The sequence below is a fragment of the Anabaena sp. PCC 7938 genome (genome assembly GCF_049315035.1).
Taxonomy (GTDB): domain Bacteria; phylum Cyanobacteriota; class Cyanobacteriia; order Cyanobacteriales; family Nostocaceae; genus Anabaena; species Anabaena cylindrica.
In genome coordinates this window covers 440,614-465,990 of sequence record NZ_CP186034.1, presented here as the reverse complement: position 1 = coordinate 465,990, position 25,377 = coordinate 440,614, and the positions used below count along the sequence as shown (strand labels likewise).

21 protein-coding genes are annotated in these 25,377 nt (G+C 37.4%); 6 read left to right on the top strand and 15 right to left on the bottom strand.

Annotated elements, in window-relative coordinates; genetic code table 11:
• Positions 1-288 precede the first annotated feature (288 nt).
• Together urtA and ACOWPH_RS02270 are read left to right on the top strand one after the other, a co-directional pair.
• Complete coding sequence (gene urtA / locus ACOWPH_RS02275) at positions 289-1,548, top strand: urea ABC transporter substrate-binding protein (RefSeq protein WP_015213800.1); 1,260 nt, start codon at positions 289-291, stop codon at positions 1,546-1,548.
• Between the two features lie 22 nt (positions 1,549-1,570).
• A complete protein-coding gene (locus tag ACOWPH_RS02270; protein ID WP_015213799.1) occupies positions 1,571-3,679 on the top strand; it encodes a sensor histidine kinase in 2,109 nt (702 codons plus the stop codon).
• 192 nt (positions 3,680-3,871) lie between these two features.
• Here ACOWPH_RS02270 and ACOWPH_RS02265 read toward each other — a convergent pair whose 3' ends face one another.
• The 6 genes from ACOWPH_RS02265 to ACOWPH_RS02240 all read right to left on the bottom strand — a co-directional run bounded on the left by ACOWPH_RS02265 (position 3,872) and on the right by ACOWPH_RS02240 (position 8,430).
• Positions 3,872-4,114, bottom strand: coding sequence for a hypothetical protein (locus tag ACOWPH_RS02265; RefSeq protein WP_015213798.1), 243 nt, complete (start codon positions 4,112-4,114; stop codon positions 3,872-3,874).
• Positions 4,115-4,438: 324 nt separating this feature from the next.
• Entirely contained in the window at positions 4,439-4,846 is a 408-nt protein-coding gene (locus ACOWPH_RS02260) for a type II toxin-antitoxin system VapC family toxin (RefSeq protein ID WP_015213797.1), read from the bottom strand.
• Positions 4,828-5,037 (bottom strand): DUF2281 domain-containing protein, encoded by a 210-nt coding sequence (locus ACOWPH_RS02255; protein ID WP_015213796.1) that lies wholly within the window; start codon positions 5,035-5,037, stop codon positions 4,828-4,830. Before ACOWPH_RS02255 ends, ACOWPH_RS02260 begins: the two co-directional genes overlap by 19 nt.
• Before the next feature lie 258 nt (positions 5,038-5,295).
• Entirely contained in the window at positions 5,296-6,081 is a 786-nt protein-coding gene (locus ACOWPH_RS02250; protein WP_015213795.1) for a hypothetical protein, read from the bottom strand.
• A gap of 159 nt (positions 6,082-6,240) precedes the next feature.
• The gene (gene serS, locus ACOWPH_RS02245; protein ID WP_015213793.1) at positions 6,241-7,521 is read right to left on the bottom strand and encodes a serine--tRNA ligase; all 1,281 of its coding nucleotides are present in this window, start codon (positions 7,519-7,521) and stop codon (positions 6,241-6,243) included.
• Between the two features lie 339 nt (positions 7,522-7,860).
• Positions 7,861-8,430, bottom strand: coding sequence for a DUF3611 family protein (locus ACOWPH_RS02240; RefSeq protein WP_015213792.1), 570 nt, complete (start codon positions 8,428-8,430; stop codon positions 7,861-7,863).
• A 137-nt stretch (positions 8,431-8,567) separates the two neighbouring features.
• Between ACOWPH_RS02240 and ACOWPH_RS02235 the strand changes: the two genes are divergently transcribed.
• Entirely contained in the window at positions 8,568-9,098 is a 531-nt protein-coding gene (locus ACOWPH_RS02235) for a cofactor assembly of complex C subunit B (RefSeq protein WP_015213791.1), read from the top strand.
• A gap of 431 nt (positions 9,099-9,529) precedes the next feature.
• On the opposite strand, the gene ACOWPH_RS02230 is transcribed toward ACOWPH_RS02235, so the two are convergent.
• On the bottom strand, positions 9,530-9,847 hold the full coding sequence (locus tag ACOWPH_RS02230; RefSeq protein WP_015213790.1) for a DUF3155 domain-containing protein: 318 nt from the start codon (positions 9,845-9,847) through the stop codon (positions 9,530-9,532).
• 609 nt (positions 9,848-10,456) lie between these two features.
• On the opposite strand from ACOWPH_RS02230, the gene ACOWPH_RS02225 reads away from it, so the two are divergent.
• Positions 10,457-11,809, top strand: coding sequence for a GAF domain-containing sensor histidine kinase (locus ACOWPH_RS02225; protein ID WP_015213789.1), 1,353 nt, complete (start codon positions 10,457-10,459; stop codon positions 11,807-11,809).
• A gap of 153 nt (positions 11,810-11,962) precedes the next feature.
• Here ACOWPH_RS02225 and ACOWPH_RS02220 read toward each other — a convergent pair whose 3' ends face one another.
• The 8 genes from ACOWPH_RS02220 to ACOWPH_RS02185 all read right to left on the bottom strand — a co-directional run bounded on the left by ACOWPH_RS02220 (position 11,963) and on the right by ACOWPH_RS02185 (position 22,670).
• Positions 11,963-13,204, bottom strand: a complete 1,242-nt coding sequence (locus ACOWPH_RS02220) for an S-layer homology domain-containing protein (protein WP_015213788.1) — start codon at positions 13,202-13,204, stop codon at positions 11,963-11,965.
• Between the two features lie 285 nt (positions 13,205-13,489).
• A complete protein-coding gene (locus ACOWPH_RS02215) occupies positions 13,490-14,182 on the bottom strand; it encodes a hypothetical protein (RefSeq protein ID WP_015213787.1) in 693 nt (230 codons plus the stop codon).
• 523 nt (positions 14,183-14,705) lie between these two features.
• Positions 14,706-16,346, bottom strand: a complete 1,641-nt coding sequence (locus ACOWPH_RS02210) for an iron uptake porin (protein ID WP_015213786.1) — start codon at positions 16,344-16,346, stop codon at positions 14,706-14,708.
• 377 nt (positions 16,347-16,723) lie between these two features.
• Positions 16,724-18,307 (bottom strand): iron uptake porin, encoded by a 1,584-nt coding sequence (locus ACOWPH_RS02205; RefSeq protein WP_015213785.1) that lies wholly within the window; start codon positions 18,305-18,307, stop codon positions 16,724-16,726.
• Positions 18,308-18,927: 620 nt separating this feature from the next.
• Positions 18,928-19,527 (bottom strand): Crp/Fnr family transcriptional regulator, encoded by a 600-nt coding sequence (locus ACOWPH_RS02200; RefSeq protein ID WP_015213784.1) that lies wholly within the window; start codon positions 19,525-19,527, stop codon positions 18,928-18,930.
• A gap of 295 nt (positions 19,528-19,822) precedes the next feature.
• Positions 19,823-20,491, bottom strand: coding sequence for a phosphate signaling complex protein PhoU (gene phoU / locus ACOWPH_RS02195; RefSeq protein ID WP_015213783.1), 669 nt, complete (start codon positions 20,489-20,491; stop codon positions 19,823-19,825).
• 26 nt (positions 20,492-20,517) lie between these two features.
• On the bottom strand, positions 20,518-21,861 hold the full coding sequence (locus tag ACOWPH_RS02190; RefSeq protein WP_015213782.1) for a sensor histidine kinase: 1,344 nt from the start codon (positions 21,859-21,861) through the stop codon (positions 20,518-20,520).
• Between the two features lie 53 nt (positions 21,862-21,914).
• Positions 21,915-22,670, bottom strand: coding sequence for a winged helix-turn-helix domain-containing protein (locus ACOWPH_RS02185; RefSeq protein WP_015213781.1), 756 nt, complete (start codon positions 22,668-22,670; stop codon positions 21,915-21,917).
• A 539-nt stretch (positions 22,671-23,209) separates the two neighbouring features.
• Here ACOWPH_RS02185 and ACOWPH_RS02180 point away from each other — a divergent pair.
• Together ACOWPH_RS02180 and ACOWPH_RS02175 are read left to right on the top strand one after the other, a co-directional pair.
• Positions 23,210-24,193 (top strand): hypothetical protein, encoded by a 984-nt coding sequence (locus ACOWPH_RS02180; protein WP_015213780.1) that lies wholly within the window; start codon positions 23,210-23,212, stop codon positions 24,191-24,193.
• A 95-nt stretch (positions 24,194-24,288) separates the two neighbouring features.
• Positions 24,289-25,368: a hypothetical protein gene (locus tag ACOWPH_RS02175; protein WP_015213779.1), complete on the top strand. Its 1,080-nt coding sequence runs from the start codon at positions 24,289-24,291 to the stop codon at positions 25,366-25,368.
• Positions 25,369-25,377: the final 9 nt, after the last annotated feature.

Genomic DNA, 25,377 nt, shown 5'->3' with positions numbered 1-25,377 from the left:
TCTTAAGTATAATTAAATACAATACCAGTCTTCGTATAATTTTGCACTTTTGGATCAATAAAATCTGGGATACTACCTGAGTGTAACCCTTACATAATCAAATCAAGATGTATAATATAAACAGTATAATTAAGTGTATTATATATGGTATGCCTAGCTGTCTAAGTAATGCACGTTCTAAATAATGCACGTATTATTAGAAATAAAATCTTTAAAGTTGACTGTAACGGAGTGAATAAATTTATCATTCATGATTTTTCTAGTTAGTTTACAGCTTAAAAAAAACTGATGAATAAAAAAATTATTCTTTTAGTAATAGCGTTTGTATTAGGTTTCACAATATATTTTTTCACTCATACCCAAATTCAAAATTCTCAAAAACCTATTAAAGTTGGTATTCTTCATTCTCTGACTGGCACAATGGCAATTAGTGAAAAATCCGTGGTAGATGCTACCTTACTCGCCATTGAAGAAATCAATGCCAAAGGAGGTATTTTAGGTAGAAAAATTCAACCAATTATTGTTGATGGTAAATCCGATTGGAATACATTTGCGAAACAAGCTAAAAACCTGATTACTAAAGAAAAAGTAGTTACAGTTTTTGGCTGTTGGACTTCCGCCAGTCGTAAAACAGTAAAGCCTATATTTGAAATATACAATCATCTATTGATTTATCCTGTTCAGTATGAAGGACTAGAAGAATCGCCAAATATTGTTTATACAGGTGCAGCCCCAAACCAACAAATTATTCCAGCCGTAAAGTGGTCTTTTGATAATTTAGGTAAACGATTTTTCCTGGTTGGTTCTGATTATATTTTTCCTCGGACAGCCAACGCAATTATCAAAGATCAAGTAACCGCTTTAAAGGGAGAGATTTTAGGAGAAGAATATATACTTTTGGGTAGTAATGAAGTAAATAACGTCGTCGCTAAAATTTTAAAAACTCAACCCGATGTCATTTTAAATACAATTAATGGTGATAGTAATATTGCTTTTTTTAAGACCTTACGACAAGCGGGAATTAGCTCTGATATAATACCTACTATTTCCTTTAGTATTGCTGAAGAAGAATTGAAATCGTTACCAAACAAATATGTAATTGGTGATTATGCAGTTTGGAATTATTTTCAAACTATTAATAATCCTAATAATAGTGAATTTACTCAAAATTTTCAAAAAAAGTATGGAAAAAATAGAGTTACATCTGACCCCATTGAAGCTGGGTATTTTGGAGTTTATTTGTGGGCGCAAGCAGTTAAAGCTGCTGGTATAGATGAAGTCAATATAATTCGGGAATATATCAAAGATCAAAGTTTTAATGCACCGGAAGGAGTTGTATACATAGATGCTAATAACCAACATACCTGGAAAACAGTTAGGGTTGGGAAAATTCAGTCAGACGGACAATTTAAAATTGTTTGGAATTCAGGTAAACCAATTCGTCCCATACCTTATCCTATCTCTCGTTCTAAAGCTGAATGGGAAATATTTATAACTAATCTTTATCGAGGCTGGAATCGAAACTGGGCTAATCCTAATACTAATTAGAAAAATACTTTAAGATTTGGAAGTGAAGGATTTGAAAAATAAAAAACTTGTTAATAAACTTCTGTTTTGGTTTTTATTAATTGCCTTAGTACCTCTGAATATAGTTACCTCTATACAATATTACATGGTCAAGAATTCTTTAACAAAAGAAGTTGATAATAATTTGGTGTCTATTGCAGACAGTAAAGCAAAATTTTTGGATTTTTATATTAATGAAAAACAAAAAAATGCGGCAATTATTGCACAAATGTCAAATATAATAGAGGCAACAGAAAAATATCAAAAAGCTTTTAATGAAAATGGAATTAATGCCAGAGAATATGAGCAGATAGACAAAAGATATCGTCGGTCTATTACTAATTATTTAGATATATTTACTTATTCTGATATCTTGTTAATCTCTCAATCAGGAAATACTATATTTTCTGTAAATAACAGTAAAGAAATAATAGGGAAAAACTACTATCAAGAAAATTATAAAAATTCTGAACTTGCAAAAGTATTTGACCGTGCCAAAACATTAATGCAAGTAGAAATATCGAATTTTACCTATTATATATCTAATAATGAACCCGCTGCTTTTATTGCTGCTCCTATTTTTAAGAATAATCTGATTATTGGTGTAGTAGTGCTGCAACTGAATAATCAAGAATTTAATAAAGTAGTCAATGACTATACTGGATTAGGCAAAACAGGTGAGATAATTGTAGCTTCATTAGTTGATGAACGCATAATTTTTACTGCTCCAACTAGACATGACCCAAAAGCAGCTTTTCAAAGATATATCAATATTCGCAACGATAAATCACACCCACTCAATCAAGCAAATCAGGGAATTAAAGGCAATAGCATCACAATTGATTACCGGGGTCAAGAAACAATTAGTGCCTGGAGATATTTACCTTCTTTGAATGCAGGAATTTTGGTAAAAATGGATGTAGCAGAAGTATTTACACCCTTAAAAACCCTCCAAAATATTGTTATTCTTTTAGGAATTATTACACTTATATTAGTTATAGTGGCAGCTATAGCAGTAGCAAAATCTATTTCTCAGCCAGTTATTGAACTTACCGAAATAGTTCAAGAATTTGCTCAAGGAAATCTCAAAAAACAAGCATCTGTTCTTAGCAATGATGAAATTGGTCAATTAGAACTGTCATTTAATCGCATGGCAGCACAACTTAAAGCATCCTTTGAAACCATTCAAGAACGGGAACAGGAACTGACTACAGCCAAAGAACAACTAGAAAAAGTTTTAGCAGAGGTGCAGCAGGAGGCACATCAACTAGCTTCTCAATTGATTCAAAGTGAAAAGATGTCGAGTTTGGGACAGTTAGTAGCGGGTGTGGCCCATGAAATTAACAACCCCATTAACTTTATTTATGGTAATCTCACTCCTGCCAATGAATACATTCAAGATTTACTCAGACTGCTAAAACTTTATCAGCATCACTATCCTCACCCAGTCAAAGAAATTGAAGATGAAGCAGAAGCAATAGATATTAACTTCTTAATTAAAGACCTTCCTAAGCTGCTGGCTTCAATGGGAATTGGTGCTAAAAGAATTACAGAAATTGTACGTTCACTGCGAAACTTTTCTCGTTTAGATGAGGCAGAAATGAAAGCAGTAAATATCCATGAGGGTATTGATAGCACACTAATGATTTTAGAAAATCGTTTCAAAGCCGCATCTAATCGTCCAGCAATTGAGGTGATTAAAAACTACGCTGATTTACCACTAGTAGAGTGTTATACAGGGCAACTTAATCAAGTATTTATGAATATTCTTGCCAATGCAATTGATGCTTTGGAAGAGAGCAAAATCAAGAATTTTGTAGGTTTAGAGAAACTCCAGATTCAAATTTACACGGAATTAATTAATGACGAGCAAGTAAGTATTCGCATTATAGATAACGGTGTTGGTATCCCAGAGAAATTAAAAAAACTATTGTTTGATCCTTTTTTTACTACTAAACCTATAGGTAAAGGAACGGGTTTAGGTTTATCTATTAGTTATAAAATTATTACTGAACAACATCAGGGAAAATTGCAGTGTATTTCTTCTCCTGGAAATGGTACAGAATTTATAATCACCATTCCCTTATATCAAAATCTTAAAAAGGTTAACTAAGAGACTTCTAATCAAAAAATGTACAAAAATTTCTTGTGCGTGTAGGACGAAAAGCCCGCTAATCAATAAAGAACGGGCATCATGCCCATCCCACAAGATTGGATATAGCGGTATGCATTTGAATGAAATACATCTTCACTACCAGTTTATTGATTGAGTAAAGCTAAAATAGCAGAAGCATCTACAACAACTTCACTCATTCAAACTTTCCTCTTTTCGTTCCTGAATTAATTCTTCAGAAAGTTTTCTACTAGCAGGAATATATTTTCTAAAAATAGCCTGAGCATTTTGCACAGAAGTTTGCAGATGATGTTCAATTGGGCGATCTTTTAATACAAGCACAGCGTTATATTCTCCCATTGGAATATCTACAGAAGAATTGACTAATAATTTACCATCATTTGTTATAGTTACTTTTATGTCTAGTGTTTTCATAGTTAACTCAATTAGTAAATGATCATGTTAATGATACTAAATATGTCAGAATCAGGATGTCCCGGATGTTTTTTAAAAATTCATCTATATTTTCAGAAATTGCATTTTGTCTGAATCAGGATGTCCAGGATTTGAGGATGTACAGGATAATTTTTAATATTTATCTACATTTTCAAAAATTGCGCTAATTCAAACATCTCAGAATTTCAAAATCAAATATTATCCTGTTAATCCTTTAATCCTGGATATCCTGATTCTGACAGTTAAATATTAATAGAAATCGGTGCATTACATTTCATTAACGCACCCTAAAAGATGAGCGATCTATTTCATCAAATAAGTATTAAGCTCAGAATATTGAGAAAATAAACCATCAATACTGGCTAGTTTTGCTTGATACTCTAGTGTTGTAGCAATAATTAAACGGTCAAATGGATCTTTGTGAACAGGAGATAAATCTACAGCACGACAAGCAATTTCCGCAGTCAAGGGAAACAATGTAATACCTGCTGGTTTTAATGCTTCCTGAAACCATTGATTAGCAGTACAAGGTAATTCTAGCCTTCCTCGTTGTTGTGCCAGTGCTATTTCATAACAGGAAATAACGCAAATACCTACTTCGTCAGCCGTTTCAATAGCTTCTCTCCAATGGGTAGGAAATTTATCAAATTGTTGATTAATAAACCAGAACCAAATATGAGTATCAAGGACTATTATTTGAGATATTCCCACTCTTCTTCATTGACAATAGGTCTAACTATATCACCTAATGTTTTACCTTTACCAGCGATAGAATCAGGAGGAGTACGGCGTTTTTTTGCTGGTAATTTATGTTTGAGAAATTGAATAAAATCTAAAACTTCTTGTTGTTTATCTGCTGGTAATTCTCGAAAATTTTCTAGAACTGCTTGTTCAATAGTCATAGTTTTACATCTAGGATTATAATGTAATTATATTATATTAATCACTTTTCGTCTGAATCAGGATGTCCAGGATTTGAGGATGTACAGGATGATTTTTAATCTTCATCTACATACTCAGAACTTGCGCTGATTCAAATATCCCAAAATATCAAACTCAAATATAATCCTGTTAATCCTTTAATCCTGGATATCCTGATTCAGACAGTTAAATATTAATAGAAAACGGTGCGTTACATTTCATTAACGCACCCTACAAGTTTACTCTGAAAATTTCTCAACCCAAATAATATCTTTATCAATTTGCAAAATTTGCCTATCAATAGCTACTTTCATATCTTCACTTGGGCGCAATGCTTTTTCCTTTTGATAGCGAATTCTACGCCGCTCATGGGCGGCTAGTTTAGAATTATAAATACCTAAAAAATCTCTACCAGCATAAATACTACGTGAACGAGAATCCGCTTGAATTGATCTCATATTAGCTATTAATTCACGTTTTTGTAATTGCAACTCTTTTTTTTGTTGTTTTAGTTCTTTCAGAAGTATTTTTTGTTCTTTAGGAGAGTTAGGTGTAAAATCTATAAATTCTTGTAATTTTTCCACAATGCTTGCTAAAAATACTATGTATTGTTCTTTAATACCCATTATTAAATAATCTAAAATTTTATTATTTTGAGTTACTTCTGTTTCAAGATTATTAGCTATATTAATCAGTTCTTCTATTTTGGCTTGCGCTTTCTTATCCCATTCCTCTACCTGCTGGAATGTGGAGAGATTTTTGAAATCACACATCATTTCCATATAGTTACTCTCTATTTTTAGCTTTTCTAGTTGTATTTTGTTACATATTTTGTTATAATTTTGAGCAAAGTTTTTTCCACTGGGTGTTAAAAATACCCAAAAAAGTAACCCTAATGATAATGATAAGAATCCTATAGCCACTATAGGAGCAATACCAACATTAAAGTCTTTTGAAAAAACTAACCAACAGGAAAAAATAGCTATACAGAAGATTGCAGTAATAATTATTTGAAACTGAGGCATAATAGTATTTACATAGATAATATGCAAGATAATATTTTATCCGATTTTCATAAAAATTCTGAATTTTTATTATATGTGAATCCTATAATCAGGGATTATACAAAATTGATTTGTATATCCCTTTATGTATCGGTGTTTTTAGTCGTCAACCCCCCTAAACTACAAAACCTCCCTCCCTAAAAACGATCGCAATACTTCAGGTACTTTAATCGTCCCATCTGGTTGCTGATAATTCTCCAAAATTGCCGCCATAGTCCTTCCTACAGCTAAACCAGAACCATTCAAAGTATGCACAAACTGCGTCCCTTTCTTACCAGCTTCCTTAAATCGAATATCCGCCCTTCGTGCTTGAAAATCAACACAATTAGAACAACTAGAAATCTCTCGATATTTCCCAGAAGATGGCAACCACACCTCTAAATCATAAGTCTTTGTTGCCCCAAAACCTAAATCAGCAGTACATAAATTAATCACCCGATAAGGCAATTTTAAAGCCTGTAAAATACTCTCTGCACTTCCGACTAATTTCTCTAATTCATCGAAAGAATCTTCCGGTTTTACTAATTTCACCAACTCAACTTTATTGAATTGATGCAACCGAATTAAACCCCGCATATCCCGTCCATAACTTCCTGCTTCTCGACGAAAACATGGAGTATATGCACAGTGATAAATTGGTAATTCTTCCGCGTTGATAATTTCCCCCCGATAAAAATTAGTCACAGGAACTTCCGCAGTAGGAATTAACCACAATTCATCATCTGCACATTTAAAACTTTCTTCTGCAAACTTGGGTAATTGTCCTGTTCCTGTTAAGGAATCAGTATTTACTAACAACGGTGGACTAATTTCTATATACCCATTTTCAATATGCTTTGAAAGCATAAATTGAATTAATGCTCTTTCTAAAGCAGCACCCGCACCTATCAAACTCACAAACCGACTTTGGGCAATTTTTACGGCTCTTTCAAAATTGAGAATACCCAATTTTTCCCCAAGTTCCCAATGTGGTACAATATTCTGATTTTGGGGTATATATTCATCTCCCCATTTTCTTACTTCTGTGTTGTCGTTTTCACTTGCACCAATGGGTGTAGAATCACTGGGTAAATTAGGAAGTGCTAACAGTGATTCTTGAATTTGCGCTTTTAATTCTTTTTCCTGGGGTTCTAATTCGCTTAATGTGGTTTTGAGAGCGTTTCCTTCATCCTTTAAAGCTTGAATTTCTGGATCTTGAGGATTAACACCAGATTTTACTTTTTGTCCGACTAGTTTACCAATTTCATTGCTACGGGCTTGGAGTTCATTGCGTTTTGTTTCTAATTCCCGCTGTTTTTGGCTCAAATCTAATATGGGCTGAATGTCGTATTTACCACTACGACTGTTCAATTTGTCTTGTACGAATTGGGGATTTTCTCTAATTTGTTTAATATCCAGCATTTTTTGGTTGTCAGTTGTTAGTTGTCAATTGTTAATAGTAGGGGTTTAGCGCAATGCTCATGATTGTCAATTTAAACCCAAATCCTTACCATATCTCGCTCTCAGCCTTTGATTGGGAATGCTATCACAAGGCTCTATCTAGATATGTCACAAAAGGAAGGCAGAGCCTTTTATAATTCATTCCCATACAGAGTATGGGAACGAGAAAACGAGAAATTTTTTAGAATTCATTCCTATACAGAGTATGGGAACGACAAAGAGAAATTTGTTTAATATCTAGCATTTATTGGTTGTTTTCGGTCGATTCTAAGTTGTTATATCATTATCTTTCTGAAATTCTCACTTGGTAATGCGATTTAGTAAAAATAGGGACACAACCAGTCCTGCAAAGTGGGCTGAAATGGTGTTTGTGTTTGCTTGAACTACGAGCATATCTAAACCGCTAATAATCCGCGTAGGGTCGAATAGTTGGGTAGTTACGGCTTGGGGAGATATTGACCTGGCTACCAGTGTACCGACGATCGCTTGCGCTCCTAATAGAGTAACCAGTATTCCTCCTAAATTCACCCATAGCCCCAATCTTAAAACTTGCACTGTTTCGAGTTTACGTGGGCGATTGCTAGGATTGGGTGATTGTAATTTTTTGCCAATTGTGGTGTACCGATAGGCTAAGTAAATTCCCACACCTAAAACAACCAGTCCACAAATGGCGAGAAATACACCAAATCCAGTTCCAGGATTGTTATTTGGACTTCCTGATCTTTGACTAAAGATGGCAAATAATAAAACAATAATCCCAGAAATGACACCCAGTACTAGTTGAATCCACAGACTAATCCAACCTGCCAAGCGAAAATGTTTAGCGATCGCTAGGAGATTAGTTGATGGGGTTTCGGAGTTTTGTGACATAAATAACTGGGGATTGGGGACTGGGGATTGGGGATTGCTAAAAAACAATTATTGTATACGCTTAAAATCCTGACAATCCTCATCAATAATAATTGATAATAAGTAAGTCTGATCCAGTCAAAAAGTAACAATTAATTATGGATACTGCTATTGTGCCATCTACTTTCCTGCTAACTTTGTTGTTATCAGTGGGGCTGTTCTTTTTTATTCGCGCTTCTACTAAAGACCGCATAGAAAGAGCGCAATTAATATCTGAGCAAGACGAAGCCGCTTTGATGAGCCAACTGAAGGAGTATTTTTTATCCCGATCCTATCGTGTGACATCTGTAGATAAAGAAAAGAATCAAGTGACTTTTGAAGGGTTTGTCAGACCTAGCTGGTTTTTAGCTATATTTTTGACTTTTTTAGCAGCTGTTGGCTTTGCTTGTCTATCACTAGTTTTAGCTCAACTTTTTTCTAGTCAAAGTCCATTTTTATTTTCTTTAGTGCTGCTGTCACCTTTAAGTGGTATATTTTATTGGCAAAAATCTGGAAGACTTGAGAAAGTGTCACTCAAAATGGAATCAATCCAAAGGGAACAACACTCCTCAAGTAAAATAACTGTGATTGGCCATCGAGATGAACTTGCTGAGTTACAGAGGGCTTTACAGTTAGAGATGGTTGATTGAATCTTGGTTGCTAAGACAATCACCTAATGATGAAGTGCGGACTTCTGACTGACTGTTGAAAAAACGGAACAGTAGGGAGGAGGCAAAACAAATCTAGTGTTGGCAGTTTTTCTTACGACTTCTGTCGTAGGGAAAATTTTAGATTGGTTGACAGAGGGTCTTGGCAATCCAAATCATAATAACACGATTAAAATGCTTGTAAATGCGTTTATCTCTGTTGCTACTCCCTGCTGCATCAGCATACTAGATATCAATTCCGGCAACTGAGTCGGCTGCAAAGGAGTTGATGTTCCAATTTGGAGAAGCTCTACTGGCAGTTCAGCTACAAACTTAAAGAAAATTGAATTTTTGCATAAACTGAGCAATTTTGCCAGTTAATTAATGTCAGAGTCAGAAGTCAGATTCAATGCGGAAGAGGATCATTTTAGATGTTAGCGACTGCCCACAGCCACTAATTCTTGACCAGCAGGAGGTTCCAAAACTCGCAGGCTGGGAAACAAGAAATGATTTTCTTCTACGTATTGAGCGCCAAACAGACCTTTTTCAGCCCAGAAATAACGGTCTGTGGTGTGTTCGTTTCTTTTTACAAGTAGCAAGGCAGGAGGCAAAATACCCTCAGCTTGAATGAATTTTCTCGCTGCTGTCACAGGTTTATCTTCGCCACTCTCGATGCTATATTGAGGCACGTGTTCTAAAATCCGTCGTCCTTCTTGGCGACGACGACTTTTCCGTTTACGTCTCCTTGCCAACCTATTGTCCTCCTCTTTCAAGCTAAAAGATTGTAGTCATAGCTACAAAACCCGTCGTAATTATATGAGTTATAATTTAAAAAATCAATAGTTTTTAATGTTTTGATACAACAAAATTTATCTGTTTGAACTTTAGAAAAAATATTACTAGGTTGTGTGGGAAGTCAGGAGGCAGAAAACAGCAGTTATAAGGGAAGAAAGGTTGTTTAATACAAATGAGTGAACCTGTTTAACCGGATAGTTCTTTTCGCTATGCTTAACTAAAAATATCATTCCCGGAAATAAAGCATTAATGAGAAGATTTAGGTAAGCTTGATAAAATGAGGTAGTAAACAACTTAGTGTGTTTTCTAATTTTCCCTGCTATGGAGCATAGGAAAAAATAACTATCTACTAAAAAAAGCTGAAAAATCTGATATACAGCAGAAGTCAGGAGTCAAACTGGCTTGGTATCTAGGTTTCAATTCTGATTCTGTACCGTATGGCTACGCCACGCAAGCTATCGGCTGACGTTCACGGCGAAGCCTCATTGATCTGCAATCTGCTGTAATTTGCTTTCTTGTCTCCTGCTTTTTTGTACTAGTCCTTAATTCTGAGCAAAAACCAAAAAATGTTAATGTCTGCCAGTTCTGATTTTATTGCTCTGTGTCGAGAGCAAATATCGCTGCTAACCCAAGGACTGGGAGCGTCTTTGAGTGTTGTATATTTAACGCAGGAATTGGTAGAAACTTCTACGGGTGAGGCCCAACTAATTCCGGTGGTTGTTTACCCGGAAACTTCAGTATTAAGGACAAGGGATCAATTGGCAGAGACGGCATTAGGTAAGCAAATACAATTTGATTCGGTTTTGAGATTACCAAATCAGCAGGGGAAGTTACTGACAGCAGGATCAGTGCTTCCTACTCCTTTACAGGAATCTGCAAATAAAGATTCAGCCCAGCCCAATTTAGAAGATGAAGAGATATTCTGTGGTAATCAAATTGTTTTACCGCTGATCTATGAGGGTGTGATGATGGGATTGTTGGTGACGGGGAGGGAGGACAGAACCTGGGATGAGGGAGAGGAAAGGGAAATTCAACGGATAGCCCAAACTATAGCGATCGCTTGTATTTTAGATCAACGTCGGGCTTGGTTGGAGCAGCAGTTACATCAGCAACAAATTTTCCAGGAAGCACAACGGGATTTGTTAGATAATCTTTTGCACCAGTTTCGCAACCCTTTAACCGCTATCCGCACTTTTGGGAAACTGCTATTTAAGCGACTGCGACCGGGAGATACTAACCGGGATGTAGCAACTAGTATTGTCCGAGAGAGCGATCGCTTGCAAGAATTGCTGCAACAGTTTGATCAAGTAATTGACCTCAGTGAGGCAGATTTAAAACCGATTTCTCTCAGAGAATCTCAAGTTGTGGAAGCATCTGTACAAAAAGATGTCAAGCCACTGCTATTACTGCCGGGAACAGGGGAAAAGGTAATTGATTGCTCACTAACAGATTTATTAATACCATTATTAATATCGACTCAAGCTATTGCCCAGGAGCGCAATCTCGATTTGATCGCAGATATTCCTGAAAATTTACCGTTGGTAAGAGCTAATATCAAAGCATTACAAGAAGTTTTGAGTAATATTATTGATAATGCTTTAAAGTATACCCCCGCCGGCGGTAAAATTTGGATTCAAGCAGGGCAAAAAAGAACTAATTTTCAAGGGATAGCGATTAGTGACAATGGGCCTGGTATTCCACCGGAAGACTTAGAACATCTGGGTGAAAGACATTACCGGGGTGTACAAGCACAAACAGAAATTCCTGGTACAGGTTTAGGAATTGCGATCGCAAAACAATTAATAGAACAAATGCAAGGTGAAATAGAAGTTTTCAGCCCTGCATTTAACTTAAACATGAACTCACTTGCAAACCCAGGAACGAAGTTTATTATCTGGCTACCTGAAGTTAAACGCTAGTAGAGATGTTCATAGCAATTCCCAAGCTCATGAAATACACCCCACCCTCTCGTTGGTAAGGGGAGTGTTGGGGAGGGGTAATTTTGTAGATCATGCTTAATGGGAAACGCTATATTTGTAGAGAGGTTACATGAAACGTCTCTACATTATTTGTTATTGGAAGGAGATTAACAGGTTTTGATTAATTGTCATTTGTAAATCGGTGTTGGGTTCAATGGTGATTAAATCAACGCTATTCTTACCGAAGAAAAGACCAATTAGCGCCCCAATACCAGCACCTCCTAGCACTTCTTCTGTGGCAATAGCGCGATCGCCTGTCACCGCAGATACCGCCGCTGCTGCTCCTGCACCCAATACGGTATTTTTGATAATTGAACTAGTGCTAGTTCCCTTTCTCACAGTTTCGGTTTTGGTGATCACATCAGAAGTTGCACTAATGTTATATTGTTGACCGGATGGCAAAACTAATCTCTGAGCCACAAATTGAGAACCACCCTGTGCTGGTCTGAGTTCACCTATAACCTGGCTACCAGCAGGAATCACTACCGCACCATCTTGGGTAATCACATTTTGTGATGTTGTCAAAGTTAAAGGTGCAGTTTCATCTTTGGTGACAAGAATTTTTTCCGCCTTCTCATACTTCACAGGAATAGTAGTTCCTTGGGGAATGGTGATAGATGTCAGTGGTGGCGGAGTAGTTTGCAGAGCAACAATATAAGGTGAGTTAATTGCTGTAGCTTGATTAGAACTCACCAATGCTTGGTAAATAAAAGCTGCTACCTGCGCCCTAGAAGCAGTAACACCGGGATTGAGGAAGTTAACGTTAGGATAGTTGACTACAATTTTTCTTTCTGTTGCCGCAGCGATGGGGGTGCGGGCATAACCAGAAATACTAGTGGAATCGTTGAAGTATCCCAAGGTGCTTTCAACATTACTAGTAGCAGCATATTCCAAACCGTTAGCCAGAGAAACTAAAACTTGTTCGCGGGGAATAGCTTGGTTTGGTCTGAAAACATTGCCTGGATATCCAGATAGGAAACCGATGGTGTAAGCCTGTCTAATGGCACTGTATGCCCAATAATTAGTGGGTACGTCGTTAAAATTGATTGGTTGCCGTTGTGCTGACTTATTAAAAGCCTTGTTAATCATCGCGGCAAATTGAGCGCGTGTAACCGGTTCTTCTGGACGGAATGTACCATCAGGAAATCCTGCAATTACACCCCGTTGTGATAATTGTTGAATAAATTGTGATGCCCAGTAGTTAGATGAGACATCTGAAAAACTAGTTTGAGCTAGGGAGGGTGTAGCTGTTATTAAGGGTGCTACAGTACCCACTGTGACACTCAAGGCCATCAATAGGGCTGTTTGTGATTGCAAGCGATTTAAATTTAACATTGGTTTTACCCTGTAAAAATTATGTGTTCTTTTTGTTAACTGTTCTGTTAACTACCTAGACAATTTTGACATTAAACAGTTCCCTCTGTTTCTTATATTTTGTCAATAGTTTTACCTGTAGCTTTGGTAATTGTAATAAATAGGACTTTAGGAATAGAGGTGCATAGGGCTTTAGTAATACAGTAAATATTACTGAGCATATAAAAGCAAGCGATCGCCCACATTATTTAGAGTGGCGATCGCTATTCTAGATTAATGAAAGTTGCAACTTCAATTACATTAAGTCTAGTAACGAGAAAGCACTAAATTGGACACAAGTGTGATATCTAAATCATCTTCCGGTCGTAGAACAAAGACATCAGCTTGTTTTTTCCGAATTAGTACACTTGCTAAAGCTCCTGCTGCACCACCACCAAGAGTTTCCAAAATCTCAATTCTCTTGTTACCTGTAATCAATGCAATCACACTAGCAGCACCTGCACCAATAGCAGCATCAGTTAATATCTGTCCAGTATTACTTCCCTGGGAGATTCTTTCAGTTTCAGTAATAGTTCTAGAGTTGGCATAAATCTGCTGCCGCTGCCCTGAAGCAAATACTAATTCTCTCGCTACAAAGCGTACACCTTGGTTATTTACATCATCTCTATTTCTCGAATAACTACTATTTAAATTGACTGGTTGTAATTCTCCGATAACTTCAGTTCTAGCGGGAATCAAAACATTTCGGTTACTGTCGATAATATCGTTAGCTATTATCAGAGTCAGAGGTAATGTCTCTCCAGGATTAACAATTACCTTCTCTTTTTCATAGGTAACAGGTAAGGTGACATTGGCCGGAATAGTAGTATTTCGAGATTGATTAAGATTGAATTGTGCTTGAGCAGGAGCAAAGGCAAACAAGGGGGTAACTGCACCCGTAGTAATTGCCACTGCCATCAGTGCCGCAGTGCTAGATTTCCAACGCATAAGACGACTCATAAGGTAGGTTCCAATAACTTGCGATATCTCTGAAGACGTGAATTGAGTAGGATAGTTTCTTTTGTTATCTTCAGGAGAAAACCTATTGACGCTCACACTCAGGTTTTACCTTTCTGTGACGATAGAGGCAGAGCCTCTGTGATAGCATTCCCAGTCAGAGACTGGGAACGAGATAATCACTAGCAGTAAGTCCCCTCACTTGAATTTTGTACTCAAAATCAGTAGGGACTTACGACGAAATAGTTAAATCTAGCAAATAAACAGCTAATAATGTGCAAACAAAAACCCGGCCTTGGGCGGGTTTAAAATTGTAGGACAGAAGAAACGCCTACTTTGCTAATAACTCAACCTGAGTTCGGTGTTAGGAGTTAGGAGTTCGGAGTTTCTCCTATGCCTACGGCACGGCTTCGCCGAACGGAGTTATGATTTTTAAGAGCGAGAGAATAAGGGTTTGAGACTCCTACTGGGGGCGAGTTTTCCACAAATTATCTTATGTCGAACTCAGGTTAACTCAACATTCAAATTAGAAGCTGAATGTAGTACGTAGAGTACCTACATAGATGGTGTCGTTATTATTGTTGTGTTCAGGATTAAAGATTACTAGCAAACCGGGGGTAATCATAATGTTGTCGGAAATTTTCATTTTGTAGAGAGCCTCTGCATGATAAGAAGTACCAGATTCTTTCGTAAAATTACCAGGAAGAATGTTATTAGGATTGCTAACATCAGTAACTTTAGGAGGTTGACCGAAGATTAGACCTAAGGTGTTACCTTGTCTACCGAAGTCTTTCACACCCAGGGTAGTAGCCCAATAAAAAAAGCTTGCATCTTCAGGTCCAACCTGGTTGTTTGCTGTGGTGTAACCAACCCAACCACCAAGAGTCAATTTAGAACTTGGTTGGAAGGTAGCTTGCAAACCGTAGTTGTCCGATACAACAGGAACAGGAACGCCGAAATTATTCACAATACCATTGGCGTAGGAACTTCCTGTTTTGCCAAACAGGTCTGTTGTACCGGCTTTCTGATAAGTGCGAGCATAGGTTAAACCAACATTGAAAGCTTTATTTGGCTTGAAAGCTAACTGCCCGAAAATAGTGTTATTACCATCGAAAATCCCGTTCTTATCAGCAGGATTAGCAGCACTATTCCTACCTGTAGCAAAATAAGCTGCACTTAAAGTCAATGGGCCTTGAGGATTAAAGTTAACAGTTATACCTGCACCGTCATTAGCTTGGCGATAGATGGGGCTGAAACGTCCATAACGGGAGAGAGCGCCTGAACCACTGCTTCTAAAATCAGGGTTGAAGACGTTGACGTTTTCATTCAACTCACCACCAACAGCATCAATCTTGACACGAATTCTTTCCCCAAAGTTGAAAGCGTAGTTTAGTTTGTCAACTCTGACACTATTATTAGTATTACCGTCATAACCCAAACGGGTCATGTTAGTGCCTGTAACGCCATTGTTTTCGATGATATTTTTCGCTTCCAAACGGGTTTGCAACAGATCTGTACCCATGAAGCTACTTTCTAAGCTCAGGCGCACCCGGTTAGAAAAAGTGGTGTTGCCGTCTAATTCAGCATTAGGATTGGTACCTTCTTTATTATCAGCTTGCTTATCACCAAATGCCTGAGACACGCTGAAAATAGCCTCACCCTTCAGCTTGGTGGTGGTGGAGAATTGATTAGCTTCTAATTCAGCAGTACGAGCTTCTAAAGCATCAACACGACCGCGCAGGGTTGCTAATTCAGCAGAAAATTCTTCTTGTAAACGCTGTAAGGTAGCTAAATCTTCTTTGTTTACCATGTCAGCGGTAGCTGTAGCAATCAGTTCGTTAACCCGGTCTAAGCAGGCATTCAAACCAGCTGCAAATTCATATCGGGTCAAAGCACGATTACCACGGTATGTACCGTTGGGATAACCTGCAATACAGCCATAACGCTCAACCAAAGACTGCAAAGCTTGAAACGCCCAGTCTGTAGGTTGTACGTCAGAAAATTGAGAAACGGAAGTTACTTGACCGATGCTGTTTGATTCTTTGGACAACTGAGCAACGCTGGTTGCTTGTTCGTTAACTTCAGCCGCTAACGCGCTATTCGCAGACAAAAATGTAGCTGCAATAACTGGACTTACCTTGAGGATATTCCAAAATAATTTTGTCATTTTTTTACTCACACACACTAAAAAAAGGATTTTTTGAATTTGGTAAAGGTATTGATACTACTAAATTAATGTTCTTCAGTTTTTTTATAGAAAACGAAGTTCCAAATCGTTGAAAGCTTTATTAAATAGGCATTTACTTGAAAAAAATGGCTCTCCTAGACTTCATTTGATAAATTAATACTAAAAAACACCTAAAACATTTGATATAAATAGATTTCGCTAAAATTAGGATCAGAGATTTAATAAAAATAACACAAGAGCCATAATTAATTCATTAGACATCTGAACGAAAAAAATGTATAGAAGTTCAATGGAACTTCTATACAAGGGTTCTAGTAAATGCACATTCAATGTTTACCAGATGTCCATTACTCAAATTAGAAGCTGAAGGTGGTACGCAGAGTACCAATGTAAATTGTGTCTCTGTTATCGTTATGTTCAGGATTCAAAATCACTAACAAACCAGGTGTAATCAGAATGTTGTCAGAAATCTTCATCTTGTACAGACCTTCTATATGATAAGAAGTACCGTTGTCGTCTCCATTAGCAATATTGCTAGTGCTGGTAGCTTTAGGTGGTTGACCGAAGATTAGACCTAAAGTGTTACCTTGTCTACCGAAGTCTTTTATGCCAAGGGTGGCAGCCCAATACCAAACATCAGCACTCTTGTTTGTAGTTTCTGATTTTACATCAGAATAACCGCCCCAACCACCAACTGTAATTTTGTCAGTGGCTTTAAAGCTTGCTTGCACACCGTAGTTGTTTAAAGAGGCCGGTTCATTGTTAACTACTCTGTTAGCAAAACTACTACCGGTGCTATCAAAGATGTTCTGAGAAGAACCATAGTAGCTACGTACATAGGTCAAGCCAATACCCAATTTATTGCTGGGTTTAAATTCCAATTGAGCCAGTGCTGCATAGTTACCATCCAATAAGCCACTACCAGCACTAGGATTATTAGCTTCGTTTGCTAAGTAACCAACGCCAAGGCTAATTTTTCCTTTGGGATTAAACTGAACTTGTAAACCAGCTTCGCCACCATGACGATAGATGGGGCTGAAACGACCATAGCGAGATATAGAACCGCTACCACTGCTACTGAAATCTGGGTTAAAGCTATTGAAGAAGTCGTAGAAGTCTCCACCGACAGCGTCAACTTTTACTCTGATATTTTCACCAAAGTTAAAGGCATAGTTCAACTGGTCAAGTTCAACGCTGTTGTTGTTATTGCCATCAAAACCAAGACGAGTCATACTCGTACCGGTTCTAGCACCATCAAATTGGATATTATTGCGAGCTTGTAGACGAACTTGTAGCCTGTCTGTACCAGTAAAGCTGCTTTCTAAGCTTAAGCGTACCCGGTCAGAGAAAGTTACATTATCTTGTAAGTCATCACCACTACCATCAGCTTTTTTGTCACCAAAAGCACCAGACAAAGCAAAAATAGCCTCACCCTTCAGTTTGGTGGTGGTGGAGAATTGATTAGCTTCTAATTCAGCAGTACGAGCTTCTAAAGCATCAACACGACCGCGCAGGGTTGCTAATTCAGCGGAAAATTCTTCTTGTAAACGCTGTAAGGTAGCTAAATCTTCTTTGTTTACCATGTCAGCGGTAGCTGTAGCAATCAGTTCGTTAACCCGGTCTAAGCAGGCATTCAAACCAGCTGCAAATTCATACCGGGTCAAAGCACGATTACCACGGTATGTACCGTTGGGATAACCTGCAATACAGCCATAACGCTCAACCAAAGACTGCAAAGCTTGAAACGCCCAGTCTGTAGGTTGTACGTCGGAAAATTGAGAAACGGAAGTTACTTGACCGATGCTGTTTGATTCTTTGGACAACTGAGCAACGCTGGTTGCTTGTTCGTTAACTTCAGCCGCTAACGCGCTATTCGCAGACAAAAATGTAGCTGCAATAACTGGACTTACCTTGAGGATATTCCAAAATAGTTTTGTCATGTTCTTACTCTCACACACACACTTAATGAACATCAAAGTGATGATAAAGCCCCGTTACAATTCAGGGTATTCACTCACAAAGTTTCAGTAATGACTATACATTATTTATCATAGTTAGCACAACCCCCCTTGTTAATTTTTGACCTATCAAACTAAGTTTGGTGATAAAACCCACAGAGGGTAAGGAGTATGGGGTATGGAAAAAACTAAAATTCTAATAAAGTTATAAAGATGTGGAAGGATACAAGATGGCATTAGACATATTCGACAAAGATTAATACTTCTAGAGTCCGAATTTCAGAAGTTTTTAGCTGACTGCTTATAGTTCTGTTTGTGCAAATCTGGGGAAGTGGAGGATGGAGGAAACATCTTTATGAGGTGGCTGTTGTAGTTAAGCTGAATAGTTTAGAATCCTCAGCAGATGAAACACAAATATAATTCCAATTCGCCATGAAATGTAATTATATGGATATTGAAAACTTTATCTAATTCTGTATCTCTGACAGAAACGTTAGCCATACGCAACGTAGTGAAGCTTTTGATTAGTGTTTTGTTCGCAAAGCATTACACAGGGAAGGAAAGAGTCTCACGCTATATTTGCAGAGTTGAGATGCACCCCGCTAATCCAATTGCCCTCTTGTTAACTTGGGTGGTAAGTTCAGAACTATACTCCGTTTGTAACGTAATATTTTTCCTTCTTCTTCAAATTTCTGCAATAGGCGTGTAACTGTGACTCTAGTTGTGTTGAGTACCTCTGATATATCCTGATGAGTTATATTTAGATCAATTAGTTTACCCTGTTCTAAGTCACGACCAAATTTTTCACTTAACCACACTAAAAATTGCCACAATTTGAGGGAAGTTGGTTTTCGATGTAGTATGCTTATCAGTTCTTCTGCTTGTTGAATGTGGCATAACAAAGAGTTGATATCTTCATGCCAAATGTTAGGAGGAACAATGCTCGCCTCGACACTTGTTAAACATTCAATTTGGTAGGGTTTGACTTTGGATAAAGGATGGCCAACTATATCTCCTAAGCCCCAATATCCTAAGGTGATAGCTGCTCCATTTTCATTCCAGGTTGAGGTACGAACTATACCGCGATCAATACGCCATAAAACATCATTGCCGATGGGAATTACTGACCGACGAGTAAATAAATGTTGGGGAAATTGTTTATTCTCAGGAGATCTTAGGGTTTGGTTAGTAGAATACGTCATTTTTGGGTAAATGGGTAGGGAATTTAAATGAAGTATCCTGACAAATAAACAGATGAATGTTCAATAAGTAATTAGATAGAAGATATTTTTTAAGTTATCTTCCATTTACTGTAATAGTGCAAGTTTAAGGATAGGTTAGCTTTTAGCTAAAAACGATAAAAACTCTCACGCTAAACCCTATCCACCTTGAAAGCCATAGTTTTTTGGAAGTCCTTAAGTACCCAGGCAAAATGAATTACACAGATTATTTTCCTGTTTCCTTTCTCTACCAATGAATTTAATTTTGTCTGACTGCTTAAGAACGTTGACCTGTGACAATGTATGCTACTCGTTGACCAATATTAGTAGCATGATCTGCCATTCGTTCTAGACAACGAATTGCTAATGTTAAGAGCAGAATTGGCTCAATTATCCCTGGAACATCTCGTTGATATGCTAATATCTGATACAGATGCTCGTAAGCGTTATCCACAGCATCATCTAAATACTTAATACGCCGTCCACTGACTTCATCCAAATCGGCTAAAGCCACTAAGCTGGTTGCTAACATTGCTTGGGCATGATGAGACATCAATGCAATCTCTGGTAGAGTGTCATGGGGTGGATAAGGAAATATTTTAATGGCGATTTTGGCTAAATCCTTGGCGTAATCGCCAATGCGTTCTAGATCTCTGACTAATTGCATATAAGCACTAAGGCAGCGTAAATCTTGAGCCGTGGGTGCTTGTACTGTCATGATTGATGTACAGTCAGATTCTATTTGTCTATAAAAACGGTCAATTTTTTTATCTAATCGGGGGAGTTCCTCAGCTGCTGTTAAATCGCGGGCAAATAATGCTTGGTGACTGAGGCGAAATGATTGTTCTACCAAAGCTCCCATACGCAATACATCGCGTTCTAACCGCCTAACGGCGCGTACTGGCTGTGATTTTTCAGAATTGGAATCATGAATAACAGCTTTCACACTTGTAATCTCAAAATTGTATTTTTTTAACTATAATCTTGCTTTGGTGAGTTTGCCATTATGCTTGGTAGATGAATTTGCATCCAAGCGCCACCTGTTTCTGGATGGTTCATGGCTTTGATTTCTCCACCGTGGGCGATAACCATCTGCTGGACGATCGCTAAACCCAAGCCACTACCAGTAATTGCTGTTGTTGTTTGGCCTTGAGGAAGTGACTCATGATGTCTGGCTTTATCTCCTCGATAAAATCGCTCAAACACATGGGGTAAATCAGTTGCAGCAAAACCAATACCGGAGTCAATGATATTAATTTCCAAGATTTGAGAGTTGCGATCGCTAAAAGCATTGCTATTGAGCAATTTATTAACAGAGATAATATTAATTTCAATGTAAATAGTTGTCCCTGGGGGGCTGTATTTGATACTATTATCCAATAAATTGACAAATACTTGGTAAATACGAGATTTATCGCCTTGAATGTAGATGTTTTCGAGTCCAGAATAGGAAATATTCAGATTTTGATGTTTTGCAAGTGGTTCTAGAGTTTCCCACACCGAAGCGATGAGCGATCGCACTTCCACTGTTTCTAGATGCAATTGCATGGTGGAATTTGTTTCCATTTGCGTCAGTTCTAACCAACTTTGCACTAAATTAATCAGCCGATCCACTTCTTGCATCAAACGGTTAACCCAACGATCCAAAGGTGGTTCTAAGCGGGATTGGAGAGTTTCTGCTACCAAACGAATAGAAGTCAGGGGAGTTCTCAATTCATGAGCTAAATCAGAAAAAGAGCGATCGCGCTGCTGATTCATATCTAGCAACGGTTGGCGATTTTCTAAAAATACCCCCACTTGTCCTGCCACCAAAGGTAAACTAGAAGCCTGTAAAGTCAAAGGCTTTAACTCTAACATAGCTGTAGCATTTTCACGAGACGGGTGAAAAACCCATTCTCGCACTTGCGGCTTTTGCCAATCACGAGTTTGTTCAATTAACTGATCAAGTTCATAAGACCTTACCAACTCTAACAACAAACGTATCTGTCCTGGTTGCCACCTTTGCAGATGCAAGATCTCCCGCGCCTGTTGATTACACCATAGCAATTGATTTTCTTCATCTACTTGCAAATATCCTAGAGGTGCAAAATCTAGTAATTCCTTGTAAGTTTCCAACGACAACTGCAAATCTTGCCTTTGTCGCTTCACCATTGACATTTCTTGCCGTAAGCGTGGTAACAAAGGCAACCCTATCCTACCAGAACGGGAACTTAACGGCTGGAGTACTTGCTCCAAATAGCCGTTCATTTGCACCTGTTGCCACAACAAGAATCCAATACCGACCACTAAACCCAGAAAAAATCCTAATAAAAGCATTTGAGTAGTTAGTTTCTATATAACTACTAAAAACTAACAACTATCCTCAACAATTAGCCAAACCGATAGCCAAAACCTCTCACAGTCACAATATATTCTGGATGACTGGGGTCTTCCTCTAGCTTTTCCCGTAACCAGCGGATATGAACATCCACAGTTTTGCTATCACCGACAAAATCTGGACCCCAAACCTGATCTAGTAGTTGCTCTCGTGACCATACCCGGCGAGCATAACTCATAAACAGTTCCAGTAAGCGGAATTCTTTAGGTGATAGATTTACCTCTTGGCCACGAACCAGCACCCGGCACTCTTGAGGATTTAAGCTAATCTCCTTATACTTTAGTACTGGAATTTGCGGCACAATACTTAAACGTTGTTGACGGCGCAGTAAAGCGCGACAGCGAGCCACCAATTCCCTCATACTAAATGGTTTAGTCAGGTAGTCATCTGCTCCCACTTCTAAACCCAGCACCCGGTCAGTTTCACCACCTTTGGCACTTAACATCAAAATTGGGACAGAGTTGCCTTGATGACGCAACAGACGACAGATATCCAGCCCATTAATTTGCGGCAGCATCAAATCTAAAAGCACCAAATCAAAGGGTAATTCTCCAGAATTGGGTTCGCAGCTTTTGAGGTATTCTATAGCTGCTCGTCCATCAGTAGCAGTGATCACTCCATACCCTTCTTCTTCTAAGGCCACAACAAGCATTTCCCGGATGAGTTCTTCATCTTCCACTACGAGAATGCGGCTGGTTTGTCCAAGATCCGTTTTGGCAGAATACTTAGTTAATTCGCTGGTATACATTGATAACACAGGGTTTTGAAACTATATTTGATATCGATAATCCTTGAACTGCCGACAATCCACATTTATTTCGAGTGTATCTATTTTTGGTAGATTGTGCTGTATATAACAAAATAACTATACTATAAATCACATTGTCTACTAGCGACAAAGTATTTTTGGTGACTTTGCATATTTATCCCGATTTATCCGAAATGAGTTAAATTCTGTCTTGACAATCATAAATTAGTTGAGTATGATTCTAGTACAAAATTACTATATCTTGTGTTTTACAGACTAAGCTTAACCGGAATAACTCTCGGCTACAAAGTGTGCTTTTACTGCTGTTTGTAGTAGATATCTGTAGAAATTAAATATGCGTTTTTCGGAACTCTCGTAAAGACGTTCCATGAAATGTCTCTACATTCTTTTTCGGAGATATTTAGTATTTATACTGAGTTAAAAACGCCGTTTGAAAAGCTAATCTTATGTCTGCATAGGGTATATTTTGTATATCTGTACTACCCATGTAATCATTACCTATTTCCTGGAGTTGAAATATGACCGCAAGTGTAATCAAAGACAGCAAACAACAACTAGTACAGGAATTTCAACAAATTCGTGCAGAAAGAAAAAAACTAGAAGCCAAAATAGCCACAAAACAAGAGGAAGCAGAAAAAGCCAAAAACCAAGAAATTTTAACAGCAGCTTCTACCTACACCGTTGATAGTATTGTTAAAGGTTTAGCTGACTTACAATTAGAATTTGGTAGCATCGTTAACGCACTTTCTGAAAAATTAGCTCAAGAAAACTCTAAATTAGATGAACTCAATCAAGCCATAGAAATAGAAACTCAACGTCTACAAGAACTACAGCAAATTAGAGTTGTAGCAGATACATTAGATATTTTTACGCAAGAACATCAAGAAAAGTTAAGAATTTTAGAACAAGATACGGCTAATAAACGGGAATCACTAGAAAAAGAAGTTGCTCTCAAGCGTAAAGAATGGCAAAAAGAGCAAGCTGAATTTGCAGAAAAACTGCAAGCATATATTGAGTTATTAGCTAAAGAACGTCAGCAGGAACAAGAAGAATATCAATATAAATTAGAAAATACTCACAAACTAAATACAGATACTTATCAAGCTATAAAACGTAAGTTAGAACTGGAAATACAAGAAAATACCCAACAGAAAGAAAAAGATTGGGCAGAAAGAGAAAAAATCCTCACTGAACGTCAACCCCTAGTCACTGAATATCAAAAGAAAGTTGCTGCATTTCCTACTGAATTGGAAGAAGCAATTAAGAAATCTAGAGAAGATGCAATTAAAGACACTAGCCAAAAAGCAAAAGTTGAAGCTGATTTATTTGAAAAAGAATGGGAATCTACAAAACAGAGTTATGAAGCTAAAATTCAATCTCTGGAAGAAACAATTCAGAAACAGATTCAGCAAATTGAAGGTATTTCTACTCAACTGCAAACCGCTCTTACACAAGCGCAAGATTTGGCAATGAGAGCTTTTGATAGTTCAAATTCTAAATAGTGCTTAGTTCTGAATGTTGATAATGTTGGGTTTCCTTACGTCAACCCAACCTACAAACGTTAGTTAGATAGTTTAATATTTTTTAGAGGTTAATTATGGTAGCAAAAAAACCAACTGATAAAAACACAAAAGCGGAAATTCTTCAGGCTTATGAGGATTTAGTCAAAGAACAAGTTGCTCTTAAAACAGAATTGTCAAAAGCACAAAAAGAACCCCAGTCTGTACCTCAAGAAAAACCAAAAGCAGAACCTAAACCAGTTATGACTCAGCCTACTAGTATTCAGCAAAAGATGAATAACACTATTGATAGCTTGATGAAAATTCAGCTAGGTTTTGGTGGTGCTGCAAATGAATTATCAGAACAGCTTAGTACAAAAGCTTCTAAATTAGCAGAAATTGGGGAATCTGTAACCACTGAAATTCAACAATTATCCCAACTACATAACTTAGAAGTATCTGAAAATATTTTAGATACTCTAATTGAGTCTTATGATGAAAATGAAAAAGCTTATCATGAAGAATATAGTGAACGCTATGAGGTTTTATCACAAGAAATATTAGAACTGAGGAATACTTGGACAAAAGAACAGGAGGAACATCAACGGACAATTAAAGAACGGAATGATAATCTCAACAGAACTCGACAACGGGACGCAGCAGAGTATAAATATGATTTAGAACTCCAACGTAAATTAGCGAGTGATGAATATGAACAGCAGCAGAAAGTTTTATATAAAGAACTGGAAGAATTGCAACAAGTAACAGAAAAACAATGGACTGAACGAGAAAAAACAATTTCTGAAGGAGAAAAGCAATTTGAAGAATTGAAAACTAAGGTAGAGGCTTTCCCGAAAGATAAAGAAGCTGCAATTAAAAAAGCAACTGAGGAGGGTAAAGGTATTGCTAGTTATCAAGCGAAAGTAAAAGCCGATTTAAATGCTAAAGAAGTAGAAGGACAAAAACGTTTTTATGAACAAAGGTTACAATCTTTAGAATTGACCATTACTAATCAGGAAACTCGACTACAGAACCTATCTAAACAGTTAGAATCTGCCCTCAAACAAGTTCAAGATTTAGCTGTTAAAGCAATTGAAGGAACTGCAAATGTAAATTCATATCAGGCTATTAAAGAGATAGCCTTAGAACAGGCAAAAAGTCAGGTAAAAAATAAATAATTCCGGCTT